We start from the raw sequence: 24860 nt of genomic DNA, 5'->3' as shown, positions 1-24860 counted from the left end.
ATCCTGATGAACTCATATTGCACCTGTATGGGAAATCATGTGATAAAAACAAACAAAAAAAAAGGTGATATAAACCTAAGCTTATATCACCATTAACAACCAATTAAGCGGCTTTGATCATCGCTTTAAGATCAGTTGCTACATCAGTTGTATTGCGTAAACCAAACTGGTCTTCTAACACTTGAGCCAAGTTAGCCGTTAAGAATGCAGGCGGTGTAGGGCCTGTACGGATATTTTTAACGCCAAGTGACAATAGAGTCAGTAACACAACTATCGCTTTTTGCTCGAACCATGAAAGCACGATGCTTAACGGCAGTTCGTTTAAGTCACAATCGAAGATATCTTTTAATGCTAGCGCTAACTGAATAGCAGAGTATGCATCGTTACATTGGCCAACATCTAATAAACGCGGAATACCATTGATATCGCCAAACTCAAGTTTGTTGAATTTGTACTTACCACAACCTAAGGTCAGGATAATGGTGTCATCAGGTACAGACTTAGCTAAATCAGTAAAGTAGCTACGTTCTGACTTATCACCGTCACAACCACCGATTAAGAAGAAGTGCTTAATTGAACCATTCTTAACGTTTTCAACTACTGTTGGCGCCGCTTCCATTAAGGCATTACGAGCAAAACCAATCGTGATTTCGTGTGGAATTTCATCGTAGCTAAAGCCTTCAAGCTCTAGTGCTTTATCAATCACAGCGCTAAAGTCTTCACCTTCGATGTGAGTCACACCAGGCCAGCCTACAATGCTACGAGTGAAAATACGGTCTGAGTAATCACCGACATTCGGGTCGATAATACAGTTTGAAGTCATGACAACAGCACCTGGGAACGTAGAGAATTCACGTTGTTGGTTCTGCCAAGCGCTACCGTAGTTACCCACTAAATGTGAGAACTTTTTAAATGCTGGGTAAGCTAATGCTGGTAACATTTCGCCGTGGGTATAGACATTAATGCCCTTACCTTCAGTTTGTTCTAGGATAAGTTCTAAATCTTTCATGTCATGACCTGACACTAAGATAGCCTTACCTTTAAATGATTTGGTGTTTACTTGAGTTGGCTCTGGGTGACCAAAAGACGTTGTCTCACCAGCATCTAACATCGCCATCACACGATAGTTAAGTTGACCGATCTCCATAGCGGTAGCAAATAGCTTATCGCCATCAACTGAATCTTCGCCAAGGAAAGACATGATTTGATGAAACTCACCAGCAACATCTGCATCAGTTTGATCGAGAACACGTGCATGCTCCATGTAAGCTGCTGCGCCTTTAAGGCCATATAAACAAAGTAGGCGTAGACCTAGAATATCTTCATGCACGTTTTCACCACGATTAGGTAGTGCGATAGGTGCTTGCTCTAACATTTCAGGTTGTGAAGCAGCTAAGTTAAATTCAGCTTGAGCAATCACTTCTTCAACAGCTACGCCTTTTTCAGCGCAGGCTTGTTCGTAAGCGGCTTTTAACTTATTACGGTAAGCTTGGGCTTGATGTGCGTAATCAGCTAAACGTCCATCATCAAAGTTCACATTGGTTAATGTGGCGAAAAAAGCTTTAGGAACAAAGGTATCAATCTCTGCATCAATAATATCAAACTGACGAGCCTTAACGGCATAAGCAGAAACGCCCTGCAACATGTAGATTAATAAATCTTGTAAGTCTGAAGTCGATGCTAATTTTCCGCACATACCTTGAGAATAACTACAACCATTGCCTGCTGGGGTTCTAACTGTTTGCTCACACTGAATACAAAACATCACTTCGCTCCTAATTTAATCATGCATACTATTTACATGTTTAAAATCAGTTTACGCTTATCAGCAAAAAGCTAAACCACTTTTTACAAAATTTAATCGGTTTTATGATCTAGATCAGTTTCAGTAATAGCTAATATTTTTCATCTTCTAGTTTAAATGGAATATAACGGGTGTGAATAATGTGTCTAATAAACCGTTACTCACACTATTAATAGCAAAAAACCAGCACTGCATTAATACAGTACTGGTTTAATTGGATGCAGAGCTAAACGTTTAATACACGACTAGAGTTTATTAACTCTTATGTAGGACACTATTTATAAAACCATTATTGGGTCAACAATACAGTAAAGCGACGCTGCAGATTCTCAGGGTCTTGTTTACCAAACTTCAACAGTAAATCATCTTTGCCATCAGCATTAATATCGGTTGCCGATAACATTGAGCCCTCAACAGGGATCGTCATATCCCATTGTTGCGATCGCTTTGAAAATGGATTGCTTCCCGCCTGGCCGAAATAAATATCTAGCGTTTCATTATCATCAGATAACAATAACTCTTTAAAGCCATCACCATTTATATCAGCAAGTGCTACTACCGGTTCGCCGCTTTGTCCCGAGGTTAAACTGAAGTTCAATTCAACTTCTTTACTGACATTGGCTTTTTCACCAAACTGACTCGCACTATTCATTTTAAAAACATGAACATCTTGATCAATACTGCCAGAGAGTAATGCACTAACAATTTGCGTGATGCCAATATCAAACCCAGACACTATCACTTCATCGACATTGTCATTATCAATATCATCGAAACGTAGCCCTGTTAAGGTGCCATCAGCTTTAATTATAGTGTCTGGCTCACGCCCAAAACCAACGATGCCATTGTTATTGCTACCAAGATAAATCTCATAATCGTTAGTACGATCAAATACCCCAGAACTTTTGGTATATCGAACCACCAGATCTGTTATGTCGTCACCATTAACATCACCAATACGTTCAACTTTACGGTATAGCAAATCACTTTGATCAAGCGACTGCCCATAAGCATCACGCTTGTTCCACCAATCTATACCACTTATCGGTTGGCTCACTGCAATATACTCGGCTATTGGGGCAAACTGCGCTTGTTCATCTTGATAATATACTTCAAGCGAACCTTCACCGACTTTGACAATATCATCACGGCCATCAAAGTTCATGTCACTATGATAAAGCTTAGAGCGACTATATTCGGCGCCGCGATTAGTTAATTCAACTTGAGGTAATAATGGCAATGACTGTCGGGTAAATTGATCGTTTCCTGCACCAAGTAACACATGCATTTCTCTAAAATCACTAATAAGAATATCGGCAACATCATCATTATTGATATCACTGACAAAATCACCTCGAGAGATAAAATCGGCATGCCCTGTTACTGCTAAAGAATTAATTTCGGCAACAGGAACTAATTCACCAGCACCGTTTGTTGATACTGATACTAGAGCAGATTCTGTTTGTTGGGCATTTAGAGAAAGAGTGGGAATTATTGACGTATCTTGATCTGCAGTGACATCAGCAGGTGTCATATTCAAATCTAGCTTGTTACTAGCATTTTGAGAAGGTTTAGCCGTTACCGGAACATAACGAAGTAACTGCTCAGCACTGACAAAATACAGTTGCTGTAATGCAAGAGTACTATCGGTGTTACTGTCGACTTCATTAATATCAAAACTATATACATCATTATTGAGTAAGACTTTATCTAGCATGACTAATTGGTTATCGACAATACCGTACACTGAAAACCAACGCTTATGATCATCATCCACACCCATGGCTAATAACTCATTGCCTTCATTATTGAGTAAGTTGACACTTATGACCGGATGAGTAAGCTCAAATTCGGTATCAATGCTAAAAGTGGTAAATTTCACTTCTGCTTCAGCTGCAAAAACTGATTGAACAAAAGGGAAAATACAGCAGGTTGATGCCAGTAAAGTGCGTGTTAACTTATTCATCCTGAAAACATATCCTTAAGTGGTGAGACTTATATAATGATTAACTTACATAACCATTAACTTATGTAAATAAGATACCCTTGATTGGATAAAGTTCACACTATTGAATTGTTACCACTTGAGTATTGCAGGTTCTTGGAAGTTGAAGAGCATTTTCACCACTTAGCTATTCATTTGAAATGCCTGCTTGAAATACCTCTTTAAAGCTCCGATTAAGCATGAGCCGCTATATAGACTGATAAGTGATTTTAACCAGTTCTTCACCATATTTTCGCTCAAGCTTTCGAACAATAAAGTGTCCTCTTGCCATGTCCTGAAAATGATCGATAAACAGGGTATTAATGATCGCACCACCCGCAGCGCCGATTGCTGGCACCGCTTGAGCAGCCACTTTTTGAGTCACTTGCACACCAAAGCGTTCTGCCACTACGGTGACTAACTTCACCATCATCGGGGCAGCTTCTTTACTAAAACCTTTGGTGGCAATATATTCCGCCGCTTCAGCAATTGAATTTGCAAGAACTGTTCGTACCGCAAAATAACCCTTTTCAGCCTGATCGTCATCATTAGATTCACCGCCTAGGGCAAACACTTCCATACAGGCCATTTTAGTGGCAACTTCATCAAGTTGCTCACCTTCACTGCGGGCGATATCAGCAATTGATCGCAGCATGATAGTCGTTGAAACAGGCAACTCTAAAGCAAGCGCACTCAAGCCAAAAAAACCACCAACACCACCACTTACTGCCACGCCTAATTTGTGCCAGCGATCTGAAGATTGTTCGTGGGGGGTATTTTTCATGGTAAATAGTGCTGCATCAGAGGCTTTCATCAACGCCATCTCAGTGACTTTACCTATACCATTGCTGACACTTTTTGGTAATAATGCGAAGCCCTGCTCAATGGGAGCACCAATGAAGTCAGTGATTTTTGCCGCTAAACCAGGATTTTCAAGTAACTGTTTAGCCTGAGCTAATTCAATATTATCTTGCGGTGATAAACTCACAGAGCCTCCCTTTATTAGCGACTAAATATGCTTCTCAAAGCATTTTGTTAAGTAGATTAAATCACAATTTAGAGAATGGTGACTTTCTCAATGACTATGGCTTTTTTAGGCACATCTTCATGTCCTGCCACTGTTGCCGTTTTAGCCTTTTCAATTTCTTTTACCACTTCAATACCTGCTGTCACTCGGCCAAATACTGCATAACCCCAACCACTGTTGGTCGTTGCTGTATGATCTAGAAAAGTATTGTCGCCAGTATTAATAAAAAACTGCCCAGTTGCTGAATGCGGAGCATCGGTTCTTGCCATCGCAATCGTTCCAAGGGTATTACTTAAGCCACGATTAGCTTCATTCACTATCGGCTCAAGCGTTGGCTTTTCTTTCATCTTGGCTGTAAAGCCACCACCTTGGATCATAAAGCCTTTAATCACTCGGTGAAAAATGGTGTGTTCATAAAAGCCATCTTGGCAATACTGTAAAAAATTCTTTGAGCTAACAGGGGCTTTTTCCATATCCAGTTCAATCTGAATATCGCCAAGGTTAGTGGTAAAAATAATGGTCATGGGATCTCAATACAACAGCTAAAGGTTAACTCCAATTATAACGGTTATAGCCAATTAGGTAATAACAATTAAATGAATCTTGAGGCTACAATTGCTCAATAAAAAGAGCTCAATCAAAAAGAGCGCAATAAAAAGGGCTCTGTGTATCAATATACAAAAGCCCTTTCAGCATTAGTCCGTATCTATTTATCGTTATTAAATAAATCCATTGCGGCGCGTGTCATGGCGCGAACCCCGGTATTAATCGTTAACGGATAATCAGGGGCAAATTTACTTGAGTGTAATGATGGCAAGCTATCTCCACTAGCAATGCTTGCTTGGTATTTAGCAGGCTCAACTGCGCCTAACCAAAATAATGTAATAGGAACATTTTGATCAGTTCTGCCATATAAGCCAAAATCTTCTCCGGCCATAACCTGCGGCGCAAGCACCACATTATCTTTACCAATTTCAGTTTCAATACTGGCTTTTACTGCAGCGGCTAATTCAGGGTTATTATAGGTTGAAGGTATTTTTTCATCTTCATGCACATAAACCACAGGCATTAGCTCATCAGGTAAACCTGCACTCATGGCAATGCCTTTAGTAATGCGTTTAATCGCCGCAATTTGTTGTTCACGTACTTCAGGGTTGTATGAGCGCAGTGTTAACTGCAGCTTCACTTCATTGGAAATAATATTGTGCTTTGAACCACCATGAATTGAACCAACGGTTACGACATTGGGCTCAAGTGGAGAAACTTCGCGACTAGGAATAGTTTGCAAAGCAAGCACTGTACGCGCCGCTAATACCACAGGGTCAATGGTTAAATGAGGATAAGCGCCATGACCACCTTTACCTTTAATCGTAATATCAACCGAGTCAACATTCGCTAACGCATAACCACTAATGGAGCCCACCTTCCCCGCTGGGATAGAGGCACTAACATGTAATCCGATAACACTATCTGGTGTGGGGAATTCACTAAATAATCCCTGTTTAAGCATCGCTTTAGCTCCGCCGCCCATTTCTTCAGCTGGCTGAGCCACCATCATCAAGGTGCCCTGCCACTCTGATTTATGTTGCATCAGTTGTTCAGCCGCGCCAATCATGCTGGTCATGTGAATATCATGGCCACAACCATGCATAATTCCCACGGTATTATTATGCGCATCTAGTGTGGTGACTGTTGATGCATAAGGTTTTCCCGTTTGTTCAATAATAGGTAAACCATCAATATCGGCACGGATCATGACAGTTGGGCCAGCGCCATTCTTATATATACCAACCACCCCGAAACCACCGTATTTATCAGTGACCTCAAAGCCTAATTTAGTCAGCTCCTTTGCCATCCGTTGGCTGGTATTTTTCTCTTGGTAAGACAACTCAGGATTTTGATGCAAATGAGTATAAAGCGCCTCAAGTTGAGGCATTGCTTTGTTCACCGACACCTCTAGCTCTTCAGCGTAAAGCGAGTTTGTATTAATGATTGTAGCTAAAGCCAGTGATATAGATAACGCGGTAGGTATGGCAGCAAAGCGTGCAGAGAATCTCATGGTATCTTCCTTGTTAGCCGCTAAGAGTCTCAGCCGCAGGTAAATAATATTTATTATATTGCCTTAATAACCTAGCATAAGCTTGGTCAATTTTATAATGTGCTTTAAAGCATTTAGCCATTCAAAGAGGAAGTACACTTGTGATAATGGAAACAGGTCGATTAGTTCGCTGGAATAGTAGTAAAGGTTTCGGCTTTATTGAACCTGATGAAGGTGGAAGGGACGTGTTTATTCATATTTCAATCCTTAAACATATGGCCAGAAAGCCCATTAAAGGTGATTATGTTGAGTATATTGTAGAGCAACAAGCTGACGGCAAAATCAAAGCGATCAAAGCAAATATTAAAGAAGTGGCGATTCATGCCCGCTCAAACCAAAACTCGCCGAAAAAGAAAGGCCCGCTAAAAATGCAAAAGGCTACCAGTGCTTCAGGCACCATGAGCCGAATCATTATTATTTTGATTGTTATCGCAATCGGCCGCTTTGCTTACCAAGCTTACTATGACATCAGTAATGTATCTCACTCAGATACCAGCTCACTGTCACAACCAAGTCCCCAATCAATCCCCCTTCAATCAGGTAATGGATTAGATAAAACGTTAAGTGACCTTCAATCTAACATAGCACCCGCAACGCCTAAGTTTGAATGCGAAGCAGGTAAAACCCATTGCAGCCATATGCGTTCGTGTGAAGAAGCCATTTTTTATATCAAAAACTGCCCTGACACCCAAATGGATGGCAATGGGGACGGCGTTCCTTGTGAACGTCAATTCTGTAATTAAATGGCAAACTAAAATTTATAGAGGTCATTATGAAAATCATCACCGAAACAGACCGTCTCATCATCCGTGAATTTAACTTAGATGATGCAGAAGCTGTGCTGCACTTCAACTCAGAGAAAGTCACTCGATACACAGGTGATGCAGGCTTATGTAACACAGTAAAAGATGCTGAAAATATAATTCAAAATATTTGGTTAACAGAGTATAAGCAGTTCGGTTTTGCTCGCTGGGCTGTGGTGCTTAAAACCAGCAATCAAGTTATTGGGTTTTGCGGTTTCAAAAATGACTCACGCATAAGCGCTATCGATATTGGCTACCGTTTACATCAAGACTTTTGGGGAAAGGGTTATGCCACTGAGGCAAATCAAGCCTGTATTAAGTTTGCAAAACATCACATGGATTTAGATATCGTTTACGGCGAAGTAGTGGATGTGAACCTTGGCTCAGTCAACATCATTGAAAAGTTAGGTATGACGTTTATCAGACAATATGAAGACGAAGGTTTTACCCTGCTACGATACGCTATCTCGTTAAAAGGTAATCCGCTGCCAACTGATTAATTAGATGCAAAGCACAAAAAAGGCGCCAACTAATCACATTAGGGCGCCCATTTATACATCCAAATATTTATCGTTAATTAGGGTTAAAAGTGTGCAGCCCAGCCAATAACAAAGCCTTGGGAGGCGGTATCATAAGAAAAGTTTTCTTCGTTATCGTAATCAACCCAAATTGATTTATAACCTATATTCAAATCAGACCAAGTGTTTATTTTATACCTAACACCCGTGAGCAATGCTGAGGTAAAATCCGTATCTGAGCCCATACCTGCATCAATACTTAAGTAATATAACCAATCAGTATTAATAGGCGTCATCCAACGTATACCGACTACAAAATCGACCCAATCTTCTTCGATATTAATATCACTAAAAATAGCATTATTATCTTTACGATACAGCTGCATATCGATGTCATTATCCCACCAACGAATACCGGCGGTATAATCAAGTGTATGCTCACCATATATATAACGTTTGAACCCCTTTGCTTCTAACACCCCCTGACGAATATCGATGTCACCTTTAAGCACTAAATTATTAGTGTTATCTAAAACATTGTCCGTTTCACCATTGAGTTTCATAAAACTATAATCGATGTAAAAACCCCATTGGTCTTTATATACGCTCTCAAAATGAGCCATAAAGGTCATTTCTAGTGTGTCCATAATAAATTTAGGGTCAACATCCACTTCTAAATTTTGATCATTAACAGAGCTATCACCGCGAATGTTTAGCGCAATACCATAGATTTCTGCACTGTGCTGCCAGTTTGCAACAGATTCACTTTCTTCTGCATGAGCAATAAATGGGCTTAAAACACTTCCACCTAACAACATCAAACTTAGGCTAACAACTAACTTACTGCGGCTCATAAAACCTCCATGTAAAAACTAAACGTGCCTCTGTGTATATCAACGGATGGTGCATAACAACTTTGGAAACATAGCTAATTGAAGATACATAGCCGCACTATTTGAACATCGCTGTAATAACAACATCAAACGAATACGGCCATATAAATCTTCGTAGCAAGAAGGTGACTTACCGATATCCACCTAATTACTGAGTTACCTATTAGCTACTGATTAGTTGCCTACGCCACCATTCTTAACCGGTGAATCATTGGGCGTACGAGCAGGCCATTTAGTAAAGGTAGCTAAGTGCTGCTGCACTGCAGCCTGTGCTGGCCCAAACGCCCACATTTTCTCACCCATCCATTTGACATACATGCCAGACTCTTCAGCGGCGCGCTCATATGGGTCACGTCGAAGATTAAACAACAATGGTGCATTCAGCTCTTCTTTAGCGCCACCCCATCCATGATTTTGAATGATAAAATGGGCTTTCCAGTCGCCGACACGTACTGCTTGCAAGCGATCTCGTTCGTAATAAAAGATCTCCTTACGGTTTGAAGGACTGTCTTTAACCAGCATATCCAGTTGGTTATAACCATCTAAATGGCCTTTAAAGCCTTTATATCCTGATAGCATCTTCTCTTTTAGATCTTTAGGTCCACCAGCTGCCGCAATTAATGTCGGTAAAAAATCCATACCGTCAAACATGCCATTTCTGACTTGCCCTGGTTTAATTTTATCAGGCCAGCTAATTAACATTGGTGCTCTAACACCGCCTTCCCAAGTTGTGCCTTTTTCGCCGTGAAACGGTGTCATACCGCCATCTGGCCAAGTCATAATTTCAGGGCCATTATCCGCGGTAAATACAATGATGGTATTATCGGCAATCCCTAAGTCTTCGATTTTAGCTAGCACTTCGCCGACATGATCATCTAAGTCTTTCATGACCACTTCTTGTAATCCCCAACCATTTTTACCGAGCATTTTTTCATATTTTGGTGATAAGTGAGTCCACACATGGCCGCGAGACGGACAGTACCAAGTAAAGAATGGCTTATCGGCTTTAACCGCACGCTCAATGAAATTAATAGTATGTTTATTCACTTCATCATCTAAGGTGCGCATTCGATCAATCGACAACGGACCATCATCTTTAATACTTTGTTTACCCTTACCCGTCGACTTAGCATGAATCACATTACGTGGTGCAAAAGACTGAAATGCCGGATCGGTTGGCCAATCAGGATCTTCGGTATATTCCATTGCATTCAAATGGTAGAGCCAGCCCCAATATTCATCAAAGCCGTGCATGGTCGGTAAAAATTCATCACGATCGCCCAAGTGGTTTTTACCAAATTGGCCCGTCATATATCCCATCGAGCTTAATATTTCTGGCAAGGTGGGCGTGTCATCATGCAAGCCCACTGGACCCCCTGGTAAACCCACCGAGTGCATGCCCGTACGTACAGGAAGTTGACCCGTTAAAAATGCTGATCTTCCTGCGGTACAAGAAGGTTGAGCATAATAATCGGTCATTAAAATACCTTTCTTAGCAATACTGTCGATATTCGGCGTATCACTGCTCATCACACCATTATGGTATGCACTTAAGTTTGAGATACCGATATCATCGGTAAAAATCACAAAAATGTTGGGTTTATCACTGGCAGCAAGCGCACTGGACGCAACACTCATCAGCAAAGTAGAAAAAACGATTTGAACAATCCTTCTCATAACAACTCCTTAATTTAAGTAGACTTCTTAATCATATAGATGCCAACAGCACCAAAACCAATTTCTAAAAACATGTATACAACAAGTAACCAATTTGGCACCCCATCAACCACCAAACTCAGAAAACGCCCCGCCGCGAGACCCAGCATAAATACCACCAAGCTATATAAAGCAGGCACGAGTAAATGCTCTCTCGTTGCCCCTTTAACCCAAAATATAACCAGTGCCAAATACAAGCCCATAACGGCTCGAAATATATGGGTGGTGTTGGTTGCGGCGGCATCTATATCGAAAAAGAATGCCAGTGATTTTGCGGGGAATAAGCCATAAGATAATGCGATTGGTGTCAGCCCTACAGCGGCAGACAAGAGAAAAATTTGCTGTATTTTCATTGAATAACACTTCCTTATGTAGTGACTAATTTGAGTGTAGTAGAGGTTTAAGTATTTACAATTTTTCAGCGGGGAATTTACGATTAAGTAATGAGATGGCAATTAACGACCGTCATTTAAACAAGCTAAATAGTAACTGCATCAGACATATATACAGCTAAACCACCTCACTAGATAATTACCGCACAGGGGCTGTGTAAATATATTTAAGTAACTTTGTGAAAAATATGATAAATCACGCTAGCAGTCTGGCCTTAAAACACATATATTTGAGTCTGAAATTGCGCTTTTAGGGATAAACTTATGCTGCAGAAAACTTGGCGAACTCTTTTTACAGTTTTTTTGCTGTTATCGATTGTCGGTGTTTCAAATACTGTTATTGCTGCCGATGACATCAATTTAAAAAAAGTGGCTGAGGCTGAAAAACGCAGCGAAGCAATTGCTGAAGCGCAAGGCGGGCTTATGCTTTCCCGTGATGGTGAAACACCATTATCCGCCTTAATAGCCATAGGGAGATCAATTGAAGAAAGCGATTGGGAAACTGCCACAGAATTCATAGATTTACGTTACCTCCCCAAAGATATTAATCCTGAAGATGGCGCGGAATTGCTGCGTAAGCTGGCTATTTTATGGAATAAACAAAACATCCTCGACCTATCGCAGATAAGTGATCAACCCGAAGGTCGCCTTAACGATAAGCTACCAAGTTATCGCGACTTACTCGGCGTGTTAGAAACCACTCAAGGTCCAGTGCCTGTTTACCTGCAACGAGTCCCTGATGGTAAAGGCAATAAAATATGGAAAATATCTAACGCAACCATCGCCAAAGTGCCTGAACTTTGGGACGAATATGGCTATAGCCCACAAATAGAAACATTAGCTAATTTCCTGCCGCAATTTAAAGCCTTCCACATGGAAAACTGGCAGCTTCTCATATTCAGTTTATGTATTTTCTTTGGCTGGATTGCCACTGGATTAATTAGTATTGCCGCAAAATCAATTTCCCGTAAGTTTGAACATAAACTGGCTGGGTTAACCCGTTTTTCAGGCAATACCTTACGCTGGTTTTTATACCTTTCAAGCCTACAGTATGTTGCACTTTCATTAGGATTATCCATAAGAGCACGGGTATGGTTTGATAACAGCACCTTATTGTATATCGCTAATACCATCATGATATTAGGTTTGGTCGAACTCTATTCTGCCTTCAAATCAAAGCAACTAAATGATCTGGATAAGGGCTACAGTGTCGCTTTGCTTAGACCCATGGTTGCGATATTAAAAATGGTTATTGTGGTGGTCATTGGTTTAATGTGGTTTGAAAGCTCAGGCTATAACATGGCCACTATTTTAACAGGACTTGGTGTCGGCAGTTTAGCGATTGCATTAGCGGCGCAAAAACCCCTCGAAAACGTATTTGGCGCGCTAACTCTTTATGCTGCAAGACCGATTAAACCGGGCGATTTTTGTCGTTTTGGCACCACTATGGGGGTGGTTGAAGAAATAGGTCTGAGATCAACCCGGATCAGAAAGCTCGATCGCACCGTAGTGCATATCCCCAACTCGGTATTTTCATCACAAGAATTAGAAAACTTTTCAGTGATTGATCGCCGCCGCTATAAACATGATTTACGTATCAGTCTTGATACCAGCAAAGAGCAACTGCAAATGCTGTTAATGGAGTTGCGTAAGCTATTGTTATCTCATCCAAGGGTATTAGAAGTGGCGCAACGTGCGCGTTTTCTTGCAATAGAACGTGATGCGTTTGTGGTTAACGTAAATGCTTACATCGATACTGGCGACATCAATGAATACTTTGGGATTGCTGAAGATTTGAATTTTCACTTGCTCAACATCATGAAGCAACTGGATATTCATATCGCACCAGTCGGTCAGAGCGTCGTACTACAAAATGCGACCCCTGCGGACTTAGCCGTACAAGAAAGGGCAGAACAAACCATTTCTCAGCTCATTGAAGAAGACGCATTACCCTTCCCTAATTTCAGTGAAGATACCCGTGAAGAATTTAAAGGCACGCTACTCTATCCACCCAAAGGCAGTGTGACCAAGCCAAAAGATGTGATGAAATCACCGGAAGAAACGGACATTGAAGTCGATATAAAAGGCTAAATCGTTATACGTGTGTTCGAGACATAAAAATGCCGAGATAACCTCGGCATTTTTAGTTAATCTGCTCATTCAAAACAAATGAATTAACTCATTAAAGGGTGATCTTCAGGAAGTTGGCGACTGATCCACAAAATCAATTTGTGTTTGCGATTAGGACCATCATCTTTATCTTCTGCTAATCCCTGAATTAGTCCATCTTGCACTAACAAACGATAAATACATTCCACTTTATCTTTTGGTGATATACCAACACCAAAATTTTCAAAACCTCTACGTTTTGCATAACCCTCACCAATTTCCATTGCGAGTTTAAGCAATTTAGTATCGTTCTTACCTGGTTTCATATAACCACTCTCGTTTGGGTCTTTAAGCTAAAACTACGCTATTCGGCATAAAATTCAATAACTGCAGCTTAAAAACTACCACCGATAGGCTGTTTAGATATTATTTGAACAATAATCTATCAATATCTGTTTATTAACGAGATATGCACCTGATGTCCATGCATTTGAGCAAGCTAATCACTTAACTTTTACACTTCAGCTTTTACACTTTAGTTCTGGCACAATAGTGAGCGACCATTTTCGAGCCTGGAAATGGGTTGATTATTGATAATAAGATGAATAACAGTAGCAACTAAACGGAGACTTAATGGCAATCAGCAATGACGTTATCAACGATATTACCCATGCACTGAGTGCTGAAAATACCGATGCCAGCGCCAATATTAGCATTAGTAATATTGACGTCATACAATCGTTATGGGGTGGCTATGGAGAGCTATTTCGCGCCAAAATATCGGGGAGTCAGTATACTTCTGTTATCGTCAAACACATTAAACTGCCACAACCTGAATGCCACCCTAAAGGTTGGAATACGGCACTGTCACACCAACGTAAACTAAAATCTTATCAAGTTGAAGCAAACTGGTACCAGCATTATGCCAAGCTTTGCAGCCACCAAAGTACGGTACCTCAGTGTATCTTCATTGAACAAAATGAATTAGAAACCTTATTAATTCTTGAAGACTTACACACCTTAGGCTTCGACCAAACATTAACTCAAGCCGATGACAGTGCTATTTTGTCATGCCTTAAATGGTTGGGGTATTTTCACGGTCAATTTATGGAAAAGCTGGTTGATTCAATAAAGGATTCAACCATTAAACCACCTAAAGTGAACATAACAGGGCTTTGGCCAACCGGGACATACTGGCATTTAGCCACTAGGCCAGACGAATTAGCAGCACTGACAGATCTTCGATTAAAATCGGCTGCTGAAGCAATCGATCGAGCTTTGCAGCAAACGCCCTATCAAACCTTAGTCCATGGCGACGCTAAACTCGCTAACTTCTGTTTTAATGCTGCCCATGACAAAGCAGCAGCGGTTGATTTTCAATATGTAGGCCAAGGGTGTGGCATGAAAGATGTGATTTTACTACTCAGCAGCACCCTTAAATTTGATGAATCTCCTGCGTTAATCGAGCATTATTTAGATTATTACTTTCAGGAATTAACAAAAAGTTTAGCTGCACACAACTCAGATATCGATGCTGCAGATGTAGAGCAAACATGGCGACCACTGTATTGCATCGCATGGGCTGATTTTCAGCGATTCATCAAAGGCTGGAGCCCACAGCACGTCAAAATTAATGCTTATACTGAAATGCTAACAGCGCAGGCAATCAAGCAGATTGAAGCGAGTTAAATAAAAAGGGCAAGCTACCTAACTTGCCCAGAACACCCATTAAAATCCTATAACGAAATTAATATTTAACAATAAGCATAATGCTCACGCCAATAACTGCGGATCGCCCTGTAAAATATACATCCGCTTGACGTCGCAGTATTTGCCATTAATAAAGATTTCTTTAACCAAATGCCCTTCTTCTCTAAAACCGCACTTTTCATATAAATGGATCGCTCTTTCATTTTCTATCGCGACGTGTAAATACACCTTATGTAAGTTCAAAATTGTAAAGGCATAGTTAAGTGCTTTTCTAATCAAGGTTCTGGCATAGCCTTTACCTTGGAAACTAGGCGCAATAATAATTTGAAATTCGGCGCTTCGATGGATGGTATTAATCTCAACCAATTCAACTAACCCAATTGTCTGGGATAAATCATTTTCAACAATAAAACGTCGTTCGGTCTTATCGTGAATATGTTTACCGTATAGTTCTTCTAATTCATCAAATGACTCATAAGGCTCTTCAAACCAATAAGACATAATCGTTCGATTATTATTAAGCTGATGGATAAATCGTAAATCAGTTCTTTCAAGCGCACGTAATTTAATATCATGACTCATAACACACCTTCAATTACAAAAAGTAATGCAAAAACAACTGTTAGCCATTAGTTACCATGTATTAATGACACCATCATCTATGTCGATTTTTTGTGCAAAATAGAAGCCGGCGGCGGATTATATGGGCAAAATCGACTCTCGGCAATAAAAATTATTAACGCTTGCATAGCCAATATTTCATTAATGAATTCTGGCACTTAACTCAAAGGTAAATTTCACAATATCAAACATTTAATGCTTACAAAATAGTCAGCGACTTGATATGATTATTATCTAATATACTAATATTTGCTTATACAAAGCCTTGCTGCAGTTGTTACATGCCGGCATTGATGCAAACAGCTGACTATTCAACGGATTGGAATAATGAACAAAGATATTTTTTTCTTTGGCGATTGGCAGGTAGACCCCAATAGCAACACCCTTAGACATGGCAAAAAAACCAAACAACTTGAGCCCAAAGCCATGGATGTGTTGTTGTTGCTATGCCAGCACAATGGTGAAGTAATCAGTAGTGATGACATAGTGACCCAATGCTGGCCAGAAGCCGACATCGGTGACAATCCGCTACATAAAATCATCAATCAGTTGCGCCGTGCATTAGGCGACAAAGCTACCGATCCCTCTTATATCGAAACCATCCGTAAACGCGGCTACCGTACCCTCGCAGCGGTGAATTTTCCTATTGGTCATGAAACCATAGCAGAAGCACAAACCTGGCAAAGTGGCTCTCCTTTTCCTGGATTACAAGCCTATAGTGCCAACTATGCAGAAGTCTTTTTTGGCCGCAGTAAACAAATTAACACCTTGCTTGAACGGATCAGCCAGCAAGTTAAATTCGGTCGTGGTTTTTGCCTATTGTTAGGCCCAAGTGGTAGCGGTAAATCGTCAATCATTAACGCTGGAGTCATGCCAAACTTAATGGCAACTGCGGGCTATAATGGCGTCAACGTTGCCGCCTATGGCAGTCTCGATTTTGCTGATGTGGCAAAAACGCAACTGTTTACTGAACTCGCCAGCACCATGCTCGACTGGGAAATAAATGATATTCCGGTATTTGATGGTGACAGCACCGAGTCCCTTTCACACAGATTAATCGCTGAGCTTCAATCAGTAATAGACCAATGTCAGCAAGCTATTCAAACGAACATTAAAAATCACACCCATTTCGCTTTATTTGTAGACCGACTCGAAGTCCTGCTGTCATCACCTATTTTCTCATCAGATCAGCGCCATGCTTTTGTGGACATCTTAGAAAAATTGGCCAAGTCAGGCGCTGTTATTGTTATCAGTGCCTGCCGCAATGAGTTTTACCCCTTACTCGTCGGCTACCCCAGTCTAATGTCAGGCAAAGGTAAAGGCGCGCATTTTGATTTAGCCCCGCCAACACGCACAGAATTGCTGCAAATGATCCGCTTGCCTGCAATCGCAGCGAATTTAACTTGGAGCATTGATCCTGAAACCGCCATGCCACTGGATGAAATCCTCTGTACAGAAGCCGCCAGTAACCCAGATGCACTGCCAATGCTGCAATATATGCTGCAAGCCTTGTACATAAATCGAAGTAAAGATAACCAATTACTGTTTACCGTTTACCAACAACTGGGTGGGATTGAAGGCGCAATTGGTAAGAATGCCGAAGAGGCAATCGCAGAATTAACTGAGCTGCAAAAAATCTGTTTACCCCAAGTGTTATCGCTGCTGGTGACATTACGAGAAGATGAAACCTCGGTAACCAGTCGCACCGCAAGATGGTCGCATTTGCATACAAAAGAACAGCGCACCTTGACCCAGGCCATGGTCAATAGCCGTTTATTTGTGTCACACCTTCAAAACGACATTCCCTGTTTTAGTATCGCTCACGAAGCGCTGTTAAGGCGCTGGCCACGCGCAACCGCTTGGATTGCCGAGCACAACGATAGCTTACGAATTAAAAGTCGGCTGCATCATCTATCAAATCGATGGCTTGCTGAAAATAAACATCATGCCTATTTATTAGCTGAAGGTAAGCCGTTAAAAGAGGCGCAATCACTTAAACAAAATCCATTATTTTCACAAGATCTTGAGCCACAAGAATTAGCCTTAATCGCCGCCTCAAGTAAGTACGAAAAAGTAAAACGCTGGCAAAAAACCTTCATTATTTCACTGTTATGTGTACTAACACTGACCTCTATTTTAACCAGTGTAAAAAGCTTTGAAGCGGAAAAAATGGCCCAAGATAAACGCATAGCGGCAGAGAACTTACTGGGATTCATGGTCGGGGATTTCGCCGATAAAATGCGCGGCATTGGCAGAATGGATTTACTGGATGGCATCAGTAATAAAGCCTTAGAGTATTTCAGTGACGCCTCAAGCCCCAGTGATGACAGCTTAAGTGTTGCAGCACGTTTTCAGCATGCCCAAACCTTAGAGGCCATAGGCGAAGTAGCTTACTCACGCGGCAAAGTCGATGAAGCCAAAGCAGCACTGCTGTCATCTCGTACCAAGCTGCTGGCACTACTTGGTGAACAACCGCAAGATTTAGATATTCTTAAAACACTGGGCGCCAATGCCTTTTGGCTGGGGCAACTTGATTATGACCTAAGTGATTGGGCAGCCTCAAAGGTGTGGTTTGAACAATATCTTAGCTACAGCCAACAGATGTATGACCTAGCCCCTGAAAATACCGAAGCCTTAATGGAGCTATCCTACGCCCATAACACCTTTGGCTCAGTGTCCCTAAAGCAGCAACACTTTACCCAAGCTAAACACCATTTTGAGCTCTCGTTACAGCTTAAAAATATCGCTCTAGCCCAAGACCCCAGTAACCAACAACTGCTGGCCGATATTGCAGACACTCGCTCTTGGCTGGCAAGTGCCGTGGTATCCCAAGGGGATATTCACACTGCGATTAAGCTGCATCAGCAGTTACAACATGATTTATTGAGTAACGACACCGAGCTTGATGCCTATGGGTTAGATAGGCTATTTTCTAGCTATCAAATTCATACCGATTTATTGATATTTCAGGGTCGTCGCCAACAGGCGTTTGAGCTTGCTTTATTGGCATTTGAAGCAGTATCGAGCGCGCTACAACAAGATCCGCAAAACCAGCAATGGCAAATTTATCGTTATTACACCATGTTTAAATTATTCGAGCTCAGCAGCGCTGACAATAGACAGTTAATACCCTTTAACAGCGACACTTTAACTGAGACCCTGCGTGCAGATAAGCAAATCCAGCAATCCACTAAACACAGCTTTGTATGGGCGAATTATTATTTGGCGGCGGCCAAGCATTTTTATCGTGGGCAGCAGTTTGACCGCAGTCAGCAATCCTCCCAGCAAGCCATAAGCTTATTCTCTGATATGTCAGCTAAACAGCCTAACAATGTATCTTATATAGCCATGCTATCGTCGAGCCAAATGCTCCATTATGCGGCCGCTAAAGCGCTTAATGCCGCACACAGTGATACCACAGCTTGCCAGCAAACTAAGGCAAGACTTGCACCGCTACTTAGCGCCAATAAAGATCCTAAAATAATTGTGCCTTATGCGGCGGCATTGCAATGTTTAGGCGAGCTAGATGCACACCAGCCCCTTATCGCCTTGCTCGGCAATGGGGGCATTTCAATAACAAATCACTAATTACTAATAACTAATTACTAATAACAGTTACGACCACTAAAAAAAGGAAATATGCTCATGTCAATCAGCAACGGAATCGCTCAGTTTATAGAGTTAACAGTGAGTTTAGATAATGGAAAATTGTGCTTTAGTTATAGCAATGGCAATAATCCGATTGAAGTCACACAAAAAGGCACCATTACTTACCAATTAATCGACAACACCGCTAAGGGGCTTAAATTTGTTGGCGCCGCTTTTGATGCGCCTTTTGCAGGGCTGATTGATTCGGCCACCGTCAGTAATGATGGTAAAATGTTACAATTTCTTGATCTCGATAATGCCAGCGGCGCTGCCAGTTTTCGATTTATCTTTAGCAATGCAGAAAACACATTATTGCTAACCAGCCCAGATCCTCAAATTATTAACAGACCAGCATAAATAAAAATATCCCTTAACTCGTTACAGCACATAGCATCACGCGGTTGATGCTATGTGCTGCTTTTATTTGAATAATCTATTAATCAATCTCGTATTAAATTAATGATGGTTAAAAAGTAACAACAAATAACAACACTATTATAGAAAAGGAATTTCAATGAAAACCCCGTTTTTTCGTTTCACCAAACTATCGTGTGCGCTATTAATTAGTGCAAGCGCATTAGCTCAAGCGGCAACCCAACAACAAATTGATGTAGCTTTTGCCCCTATCAATTCTGCTGAAAGTTTACAGATGATATTGAGCCAGCCATCAGCGCTTGATGCATTGGGTGATGACTTACCCGCTTTTATTCACAGTATTCAATTTGGCCAAAACGCCAATAGCGCTGTTCAGTTTGATAACTCAGCATTAGAAACGAATTTAACTGTATCCGAGGTCTATAACATACTGTCACTGTTTGGACTGCAATCAAGCTTTAATCAGTACACCGAGGCGCTAGTGATTAGTGACACGGATAAGTTACTGCAACAAAACTTTGCCCTGCCATTTTGTGATAACGCAAGCCCGATTGATTTGCATGTCACTATGAATAAGAAAAAGCAGGTTAAATTTAAGTACAAGCAGACCGGTGTAGTGTGTGATGGCAATGTTGAACTGTTTGAAAACACCACCATCACTTACCGACTTAAACACAATAAACGCACCCCAAAAGGGTTGCGTATAGAGGGCGCAGGTTTCACCAACCCTTATGATGCCCACATAGAACGCGTCAGCATCAGTCGCGATGGCCAAAGCATCTCGTTAGACAATAATATTGAGAATAAAGGCGTCAGTAAGTTTCAATTTATTTTCAACAGTGAAGAAACTGACTTATTACTTGTCAGCCCAGACCCTCAAGTTATCAATAGAGGCGATACATAACCCAATATCTCTAACATCAGTTACAGCACATAGCATCACGCAGTTGATGCTATGTGCTGATTTTATGTGAATATTCTATTATTCAATCTCGTTTCACAGCCATATTTTTTTAAGAAGTAAAAAGTAAAAATAACAACAAAGCTCATCCTCGACCACGACCTATTATGTAAAAGTATTCACGAAAACACCTCATCACTTAATCACTTAATCACTTAATCACTTAATCACTTAATCACAATAAACGCACCCCAAAATATTTGCGCATTGCAGGCATAGGTTTCAGCATTGAAAAAGCGAGCTTTGCTGGCAAGCCCTGACCCTCAAATTATCAATAAAGATAAAATATAGTCATTTAACCTCCGTATACACAACAAGAAAGTAACAATATAAACGATTAATATCAATAACTTAAAAAGGAAGGTTAGCGAAAGGTTGTAGACGTATTAGTTCGATAAAGTATCAACTAGAAAACACCTGATATGCCGATAGCGCATTTGATATCGGCATAACTAATCTAGTAAGGATACTTAATATGTTAGATCTTTCAGCCAACTTTTATGATCTTGAAAGCACACGCACTAATAGGCCACAACCTCAAACTTATAAAGATGCGTTAATGCGTGGTGACTTAGAAGGCGTAAACTTGCCGTCACAATGTAAACCATTAAGCGCCAAACCTAATACTGATTACAGCCCTCTGGCAGGCCATAGCGTTAATACACTGTCGAACTTAGTAGATCATTTAATGGAAGCCATGTTGGTGGTAGATGACAGTGGCTGTATTCAAATGGCAAATCGCCATGCCAGAACATTACTACTCGGTGCAGATAAACAAGCGAGCAACAATCTAGTCGGCCAGCAATGGCAGTCTTATTTATGCGAACCACAAAAAACCTTGTATCAAAAAATGATTATTGAATCGAAACTTGAGCCAAGACCATTGAATCATTTACCCACTGAAACAAGAATAACCCTTGAGAATGGTGACACCATTGATGTGGAAATTTCAGTCAGTTATCTACCAATGAGATTACCACTATTTAGCATCATCATTCGCGATCTCAGTAAGTTTCGCGCTGAATATAAGCAACTGCATCACTGGGCATCCACTGATTGTTTAACCAATTTGGCTAACCGCCGCATTTTCGATACTAACCTTAAATCTCATTGGCAAAGCTGTATCGAAGCTGCTTGCCCTATCAGTGTTGTTATCATTGATATCGATCACTTCAAAGCATTCAATGATAAGTATGGCCATATTCTTGGAGACCGCTGTTTACAAAAAATAGCTAACGCCATTAAAGTATCTGTGCCAAACAATGAGTGCACAGTTGCCCGCTATGGTGGTGAAGAGTTTGCGCTCGTTTTACCTAACTTAACTCCCCATGTAGTGAAGCAAATAGCCCAGCTAGTTCAAAAAAACATTAATGCACTTACCTATACTGATATTGGCTTAGATGCGTCTGTCAGTGTTAGCGTTAGCCAAGGCTATGCCAGCGAAATAAATGGCCAGTTTAGAACGGCTAATGCCTTATTGTGCGCCGCAGACACTGCACTATATAGAGCTAAAGCCAATGGCAGAAACCGGATTAACACTTGCTGTTAGCATTGCTATAAATGATATTGAGTTAATCAAGCTTGCAGAAATTGCCTCAGCTTAAGAAATACAATATTGCAGTTACACTTCGAGATGAATGAGTCAGCAATTAAAATAGTTTATTTTAATTGGATTCATTCATCTTTGGCATCACTTAAAGCTTAATCGTCTCATGATATTGACCACTTGAAGACATACCACACATCTCATCATAAGCGGTTTGATAAACAACATTGGCCGTTGAATAGTAATGACTGCGTAAAATTGCTTTAGCTTCTGCTAGCGAGTTAACCACGATACTCGCATTGCCATCACTCAACCCTGAAAAGTTGTTATCAGCATCCACTAATCCCACCAAGTAATGGGTTGAGTCTGCAACGCCAATGATTGTTGGTTGACTATCACTGAAGACAGACTGCTCAAAGGTGTTATCAATATTATGATTATGATTATGGCTAAAAGAGTTATCTACGCTCTGGTCATGATTTGCTTTGTTCATGTCTGACATATTGGCTTCCTCTCGGTGATAAGCTGCAAAACTAATTAGGCTACTTGGCAATACGCTAGACACCTATAAATTGTTCACCAACGATAACCCTCAACGAAAAGTATCAATTTCTATTATCCACCAAACCACTCAGTAACAGCTTTACCCAGCCCTTTTAGGCGAAATAATCACCCACTAAACGATTACCAAAACAATGGCTTAAAAACTGTGATACAGCTCTCTTGAGCGATGACCTTACTTCACGCATGCTAGCTGTCCTTCTGTTTAGCTTTTCATAGCATAGCTGTGCTAAACCTAAACAAAAGATCCGTTCGGATGAAGGTAGCAGGAGAGTGGGGAGTAACCCCACACCGACGAGGCAAGTTTATAGCATGATGTATCTATCATTCTATTGACCACTCTTTCAGGTGCCACTTAGTGGTGAGGACTGTTACTGGACGAGCCTCTGGAGAGACTGTAAGCATTAACGGTTCGTTAGTTTAATGTCATTACAGCGCCGAAGGCGAAAGTGGTAGTTGACTCAATTCAACTGCTGCGAAACGCTCAGGCAAAAGGACAGAGGAGAGGATGACTGTATTCATATATGGTCACTGTCGTTTTGCTGCGCCTAATTTCTGCTTATCAAGGCAGAATGCTCTGCTAGCTGTATTCTTCAGTACCACTTATCAGCCATTTCTTTTCCTCCTCCATATTAATTTTGTTGTTTAATATTCGAGGAATATCATGAATTTTGAAGCGCTTTTAGCCGATATCAATGCCATTGTCTGGGGACCTATCACCCTATGCCTGTTGGTCGGTACCGGTTTATATCTCACCATTAGATTAAAACTCCTACAAGTCCTTAAGCTGCCCTTAGCATTAAGCTTATTGTTCAAACCTGCCACTGGCAAAGGTGACTTAACCTCGTTTGCCGCCTTATGTACTGCACTGTCGGCCACTATCGGTACGGGTAATATTGTGGGGGTGGCAACGGCCATCAAAATTGGCGGCCCTGGGGCACTATTTTGGATGTGGTTAGCAGCCTTTTTCGGCATGGCGACCAAATATGCCGAATGTATGCTGGCAGTTAAATATCGCACCACCGATGCCAAGGGGAATATTGCTGGCGGGCCGATGTACTATATTGAGCGAGGACTTGGCCTTAAATGGTTAGCAAAGATTTTTGCTATTTTTGGTGTTGGCGTCGCTTTCTTTGGTATCGGCACCTTTGCCCAGGTTAATGCCATCAGCGATGCAATGAACATCGCCTTTAATGTTCCTACTTGGGGCACGGCAATTGTGCTTACTATCATGGTGGCAGCGGTAACATTAGGCGGCGTCAAGCGCATCGCCAATGTGGCGCAAAAGCTAGTGCCAACAATGGCTTTAGGTTATGTGCTTGCCTGTGTTTGGATTCTATTCACTTTTTCAGATCAAATCGTTCCTGCCATTGAATTGGTATTACACTCTGCCTTTACGCCTATTTCTGCTGCCGGCGGCTTTTTAGGCGCTACGGTAGCCCAAGCTATTCAAATTGGTATTGCCCGCGGGGTATTCTCTAATGAATCAGGTTTAGGTAGTGCGCCTATTGCTGCTGCAGCGGCAAAAACGAAAGAACCGGTTGAGCAAGGCTTAGTGAGTATGACGGGGACGTTCTTTGACACTATTTTGATTTGTACCATGACAGGTTTAGTGTTGATTATTACTGGTGTTTGGAACGGTGATACTGCCGGCGCGGCTATGACCAGTGCAGCTTTTGCTTCTGGTGGTTCAGTCATCATTGGCCAGTATGTGGTCACTATTGCCTTGGTATGCTTTGCATTTACCACCATTCTAGGTTGGCATTATTACGGCGAACGTTGTTGGTATTACTTAACGAATGCAAGGCTTGGTGACAAGGGGATTAAAATTTATCAACTGACATTTTTAAGTTTAATTGCCGTGGGTGCATTTATAAAACTGGATGTTATCTGGATGCTTGCAGATACGGTGAATGGTTTGATGGCCATACCTAATCTCATAGCCATTATTGGTTTAAGACATGTCATTATTACGGAGACTAAGCATTATTTTGACCGTAAAAAATTGAATCATGAAAAGATTGACCGTAAAAATATTGGCTCATAATGAGCTTAAATCGTAAGAAATAAAAATATGAAAGTGATGAGTGTTGA

The 24860-nt window shown here is 41.1% G+C and carries 20 protein-coding genes and 1 riboswitch; of the genes, 9 read left to right on the top strand and 11 right to left on the bottom strand.

Going from position 1 to position 24860, the window contains the following annotated elements; genetic code table 11:
* Positions 1–103 precede the first annotated feature (103 nt).
* The 5 genes from hcp to FPK91_RS16565 all read right to left on the bottom strand — a co-directional run bounded on the left by hcp (position 104) and on the right by FPK91_RS16565 (position 6874).
* A complete protein-coding gene (hcp, locus tag FPK91_RS16585) occupies positions 104–1765 on the bottom strand; it encodes a hydroxylamine reductase (RefSeq protein WP_144212517.1) in 1662 nt (553 codons plus the stop codon).
* A gap of 328 nt (positions 1766–2093) precedes the next feature.
* Positions 2094–3770 carry an FG-GAP repeat domain-containing protein gene (locus FPK91_RS16580; protein ID WP_144212516.1) on the bottom strand — a complete coding sequence of 559 codons (1677 nt, stop codon included), beginning with the start codon at positions 3768–3770 and terminating at the stop codon, positions 2094–2096.
* A 226-nt stretch (positions 3771–3996) separates the two neighbouring features.
* Positions 3997–4776 carry an EcsC family protein gene (locus tag FPK91_RS16575; protein ID WP_144212514.1) on the bottom strand — a complete coding sequence of 260 codons (780 nt, stop codon included), beginning with the start codon at positions 4774–4776 and terminating at the stop codon, positions 3997–3999.
* A 68-nt stretch (positions 4777–4844) separates the two neighbouring features.
* Positions 4845–5339 carry a peptidylprolyl isomerase gene (locus FPK91_RS16570; RefSeq protein ID WP_144212512.1) on the bottom strand — a complete coding sequence of 165 codons (495 nt, stop codon included), beginning with the start codon at positions 5337–5339 and terminating at the stop codon, positions 4845–4847.
* A gap of 182 nt (positions 5340–5521) precedes the next feature.
* Positions 5522–6874 (bottom strand): M20 metallopeptidase family protein, encoded by a 1353-nt coding sequence (locus tag FPK91_RS16565; RefSeq protein ID WP_144212510.1) that lies wholly within the window; start codon positions 6872–6874, stop codon positions 5522–5524.
* A 146-nt stretch (positions 6875–7020) separates the two neighbouring features.
* Here FPK91_RS16565 and FPK91_RS16560 point away from each other — a divergent pair, with 146 nt between their 5' ends.
* Positions 7021–7656 carry a cold shock domain-containing protein gene (locus FPK91_RS16560; RefSeq protein ID WP_144214499.1) on the top strand — a complete coding sequence of 212 codons (636 nt, stop codon included), beginning with the start codon at positions 7021–7023 and terminating at the stop codon, positions 7654–7656.
* A gap of 29 nt (positions 7657–7685) precedes the next feature.
* Positions 7686–8216: a GNAT family N-acetyltransferase gene (locus FPK91_RS16555; RefSeq protein WP_319593222.1), complete on the top strand. Its 531-nt coding sequence runs from the start codon at positions 7686–7688 to the stop codon at positions 8214–8216.
* Between the two features lie 83 nt (positions 8217–8299).
* On the opposite strand, the gene FPK91_RS16550 is transcribed toward FPK91_RS16555, so the two are convergent.
* The 3 genes from FPK91_RS16550 to FPK91_RS16540 form a co-directional block, all read right to left on the bottom strand.
* Positions 8300–9088, bottom strand: coding sequence for a hypothetical protein (locus tag FPK91_RS16550; RefSeq protein WP_227006596.1), 789 nt, complete (start codon positions 9086–9088; stop codon positions 8300–8302).
* A gap of 213 nt (positions 9089–9301) precedes the next feature.
* Positions 9302–10804, bottom strand: coding sequence for an arylsulfatase (locus tag FPK91_RS16545; RefSeq protein ID WP_144212506.1), 1503 nt, complete (start codon positions 10802–10804; stop codon positions 9302–9304).
* A gap of 14 nt (positions 10805–10818) precedes the next feature.
* Positions 10819–11196 carry a DUF4345 domain-containing protein gene (locus FPK91_RS16540; RefSeq protein ID WP_144212504.1) on the bottom strand — a complete coding sequence of 126 codons (378 nt, stop codon included), beginning with the start codon at positions 11194–11196 and terminating at the stop codon, positions 10819–10821.
* A 303-nt stretch (positions 11197–11499) separates the two neighbouring features.
* On the opposite strand from FPK91_RS16540, the gene FPK91_RS16535 reads away from it, so the two are divergent.
* Positions 11500–13326 carry a mechanosensitive ion channel family protein gene (locus FPK91_RS16535; RefSeq protein ID WP_144212502.1) on the top strand — a complete coding sequence of 609 codons (1827 nt, stop codon included), beginning with the start codon at positions 11500–11502 and terminating at the stop codon, positions 13324–13326.
* Positions 13327–13409: 83 nt separating this feature from the next.
* Here FPK91_RS16535 and FPK91_RS16530 read toward each other — a convergent pair whose 3' ends face one another.
* Entirely contained in the window at positions 13410–13670 is a 261-nt protein-coding gene (locus FPK91_RS16530; RefSeq protein WP_144212500.1) for a DUF5062 family protein, read from the bottom strand.
* A 307-nt stretch (positions 13671–13977) separates the two neighbouring features.
* On the opposite strand from FPK91_RS16530, the gene FPK91_RS16525 reads away from it, so the two are divergent.
* Positions 13978–15033, top strand: coding sequence for a phosphotransferase (locus FPK91_RS16525; RefSeq protein ID WP_144212498.1), 1056 nt, complete (start codon positions 13978–13980; stop codon positions 15031–15033).
* 84 nt (positions 15034–15117) lie between these two features.
* Here the strand turns inward: FPK91_RS16525 and speG are convergent, their stop codons facing one another.
* On the bottom strand, positions 15118–15636 hold the full coding sequence (speG, locus tag FPK91_RS16520) for a spermidine N1-acetyltransferase (protein WP_144212496.1): 519 nt from the start codon (positions 15634–15636) through the stop codon (positions 15118–15120).
* 366 nt (positions 15637–16002) lie between these two features.
* On the opposite strand from speG, the gene FPK91_RS16515 reads away from it, so the two are divergent.
* From FPK91_RS16515 to FPK91_RS16500, 4 genes are all read left to right on the top strand, one after another.
* Positions 16003–19263: an nSTAND1 domain-containing NTPase gene (locus FPK91_RS16515; RefSeq protein WP_144212494.1), complete on the top strand. Its 3261-nt coding sequence runs from the start codon at positions 16003–16005 to the stop codon at positions 19261–19263.
* 57 nt (positions 19264–19320) lie between these two features.
* The gene (locus tag FPK91_RS16510) at positions 19321–19680 is read left to right on the top strand and encodes a DP-EP family protein (protein ID WP_144212492.1); all 360 of its coding nucleotides are present in this window, start codon (positions 19321–19323) and stop codon (positions 19678–19680) included.
* Positions 19681–19837: 157 nt separating this feature from the next.
* Positions 19838–20602 carry a DP-EP family protein gene (locus FPK91_RS16505; protein ID WP_144212490.1) on the top strand — a complete coding sequence of 255 codons (765 nt, stop codon included), beginning with the start codon at positions 19838–19840 and terminating at the stop codon, positions 20600–20602.
* Between the two features lie 532 nt (positions 20603–21134).
* Positions 21135–22208 (top strand): GGDEF domain-containing protein, encoded by a 1074-nt coding sequence (locus FPK91_RS16500; RefSeq protein ID WP_144212488.1) that lies wholly within the window; start codon positions 21135–21137, stop codon positions 22206–22208.
* Between the two features lie 145 nt (positions 22209–22353).
* Here the strand turns inward: FPK91_RS16500 and FPK91_RS16495 are convergent, their stop codons facing one another.
* A complete protein-coding gene (locus FPK91_RS16495) occupies positions 22354–22707 on the bottom strand; it encodes a DUF6482 family protein (RefSeq protein ID WP_144212486.1) in 354 nt (117 codons plus the stop codon).
* 435 nt (positions 22708–23142) lie between these two features.
* Positions 23143–23276: riboswitch (glycine riboswitch) on the top strand.
* A 154-nt stretch (positions 23277–23430) separates the two neighbouring features.
* Here FPK91_RS16495 and FPK91_RS16490 point away from each other — a divergent pair.
* Entirely contained in the window at positions 23431–24813 is a 1383-nt protein-coding gene (locus FPK91_RS16490) for an alanine/glycine:cation symporter family protein (RefSeq protein WP_144212484.1), read from the top strand.
* Positions 24814–24860: the final 47 nt, after the last annotated feature.

Origin of the sequence: Shewanella donghaensis, assembly GCF_007567505.1 — a bacterium.
Lineage (GTDB): Bacteria > Pseudomonadota > Gammaproteobacteria > Enterobacterales > Shewanellaceae > Shewanella > Shewanella donghaensis.
The sequence above is the reverse complement of the archived record's forward strand: the minus strand, read 5'-3'. Positions and strand labels throughout refer to the sequence as shown.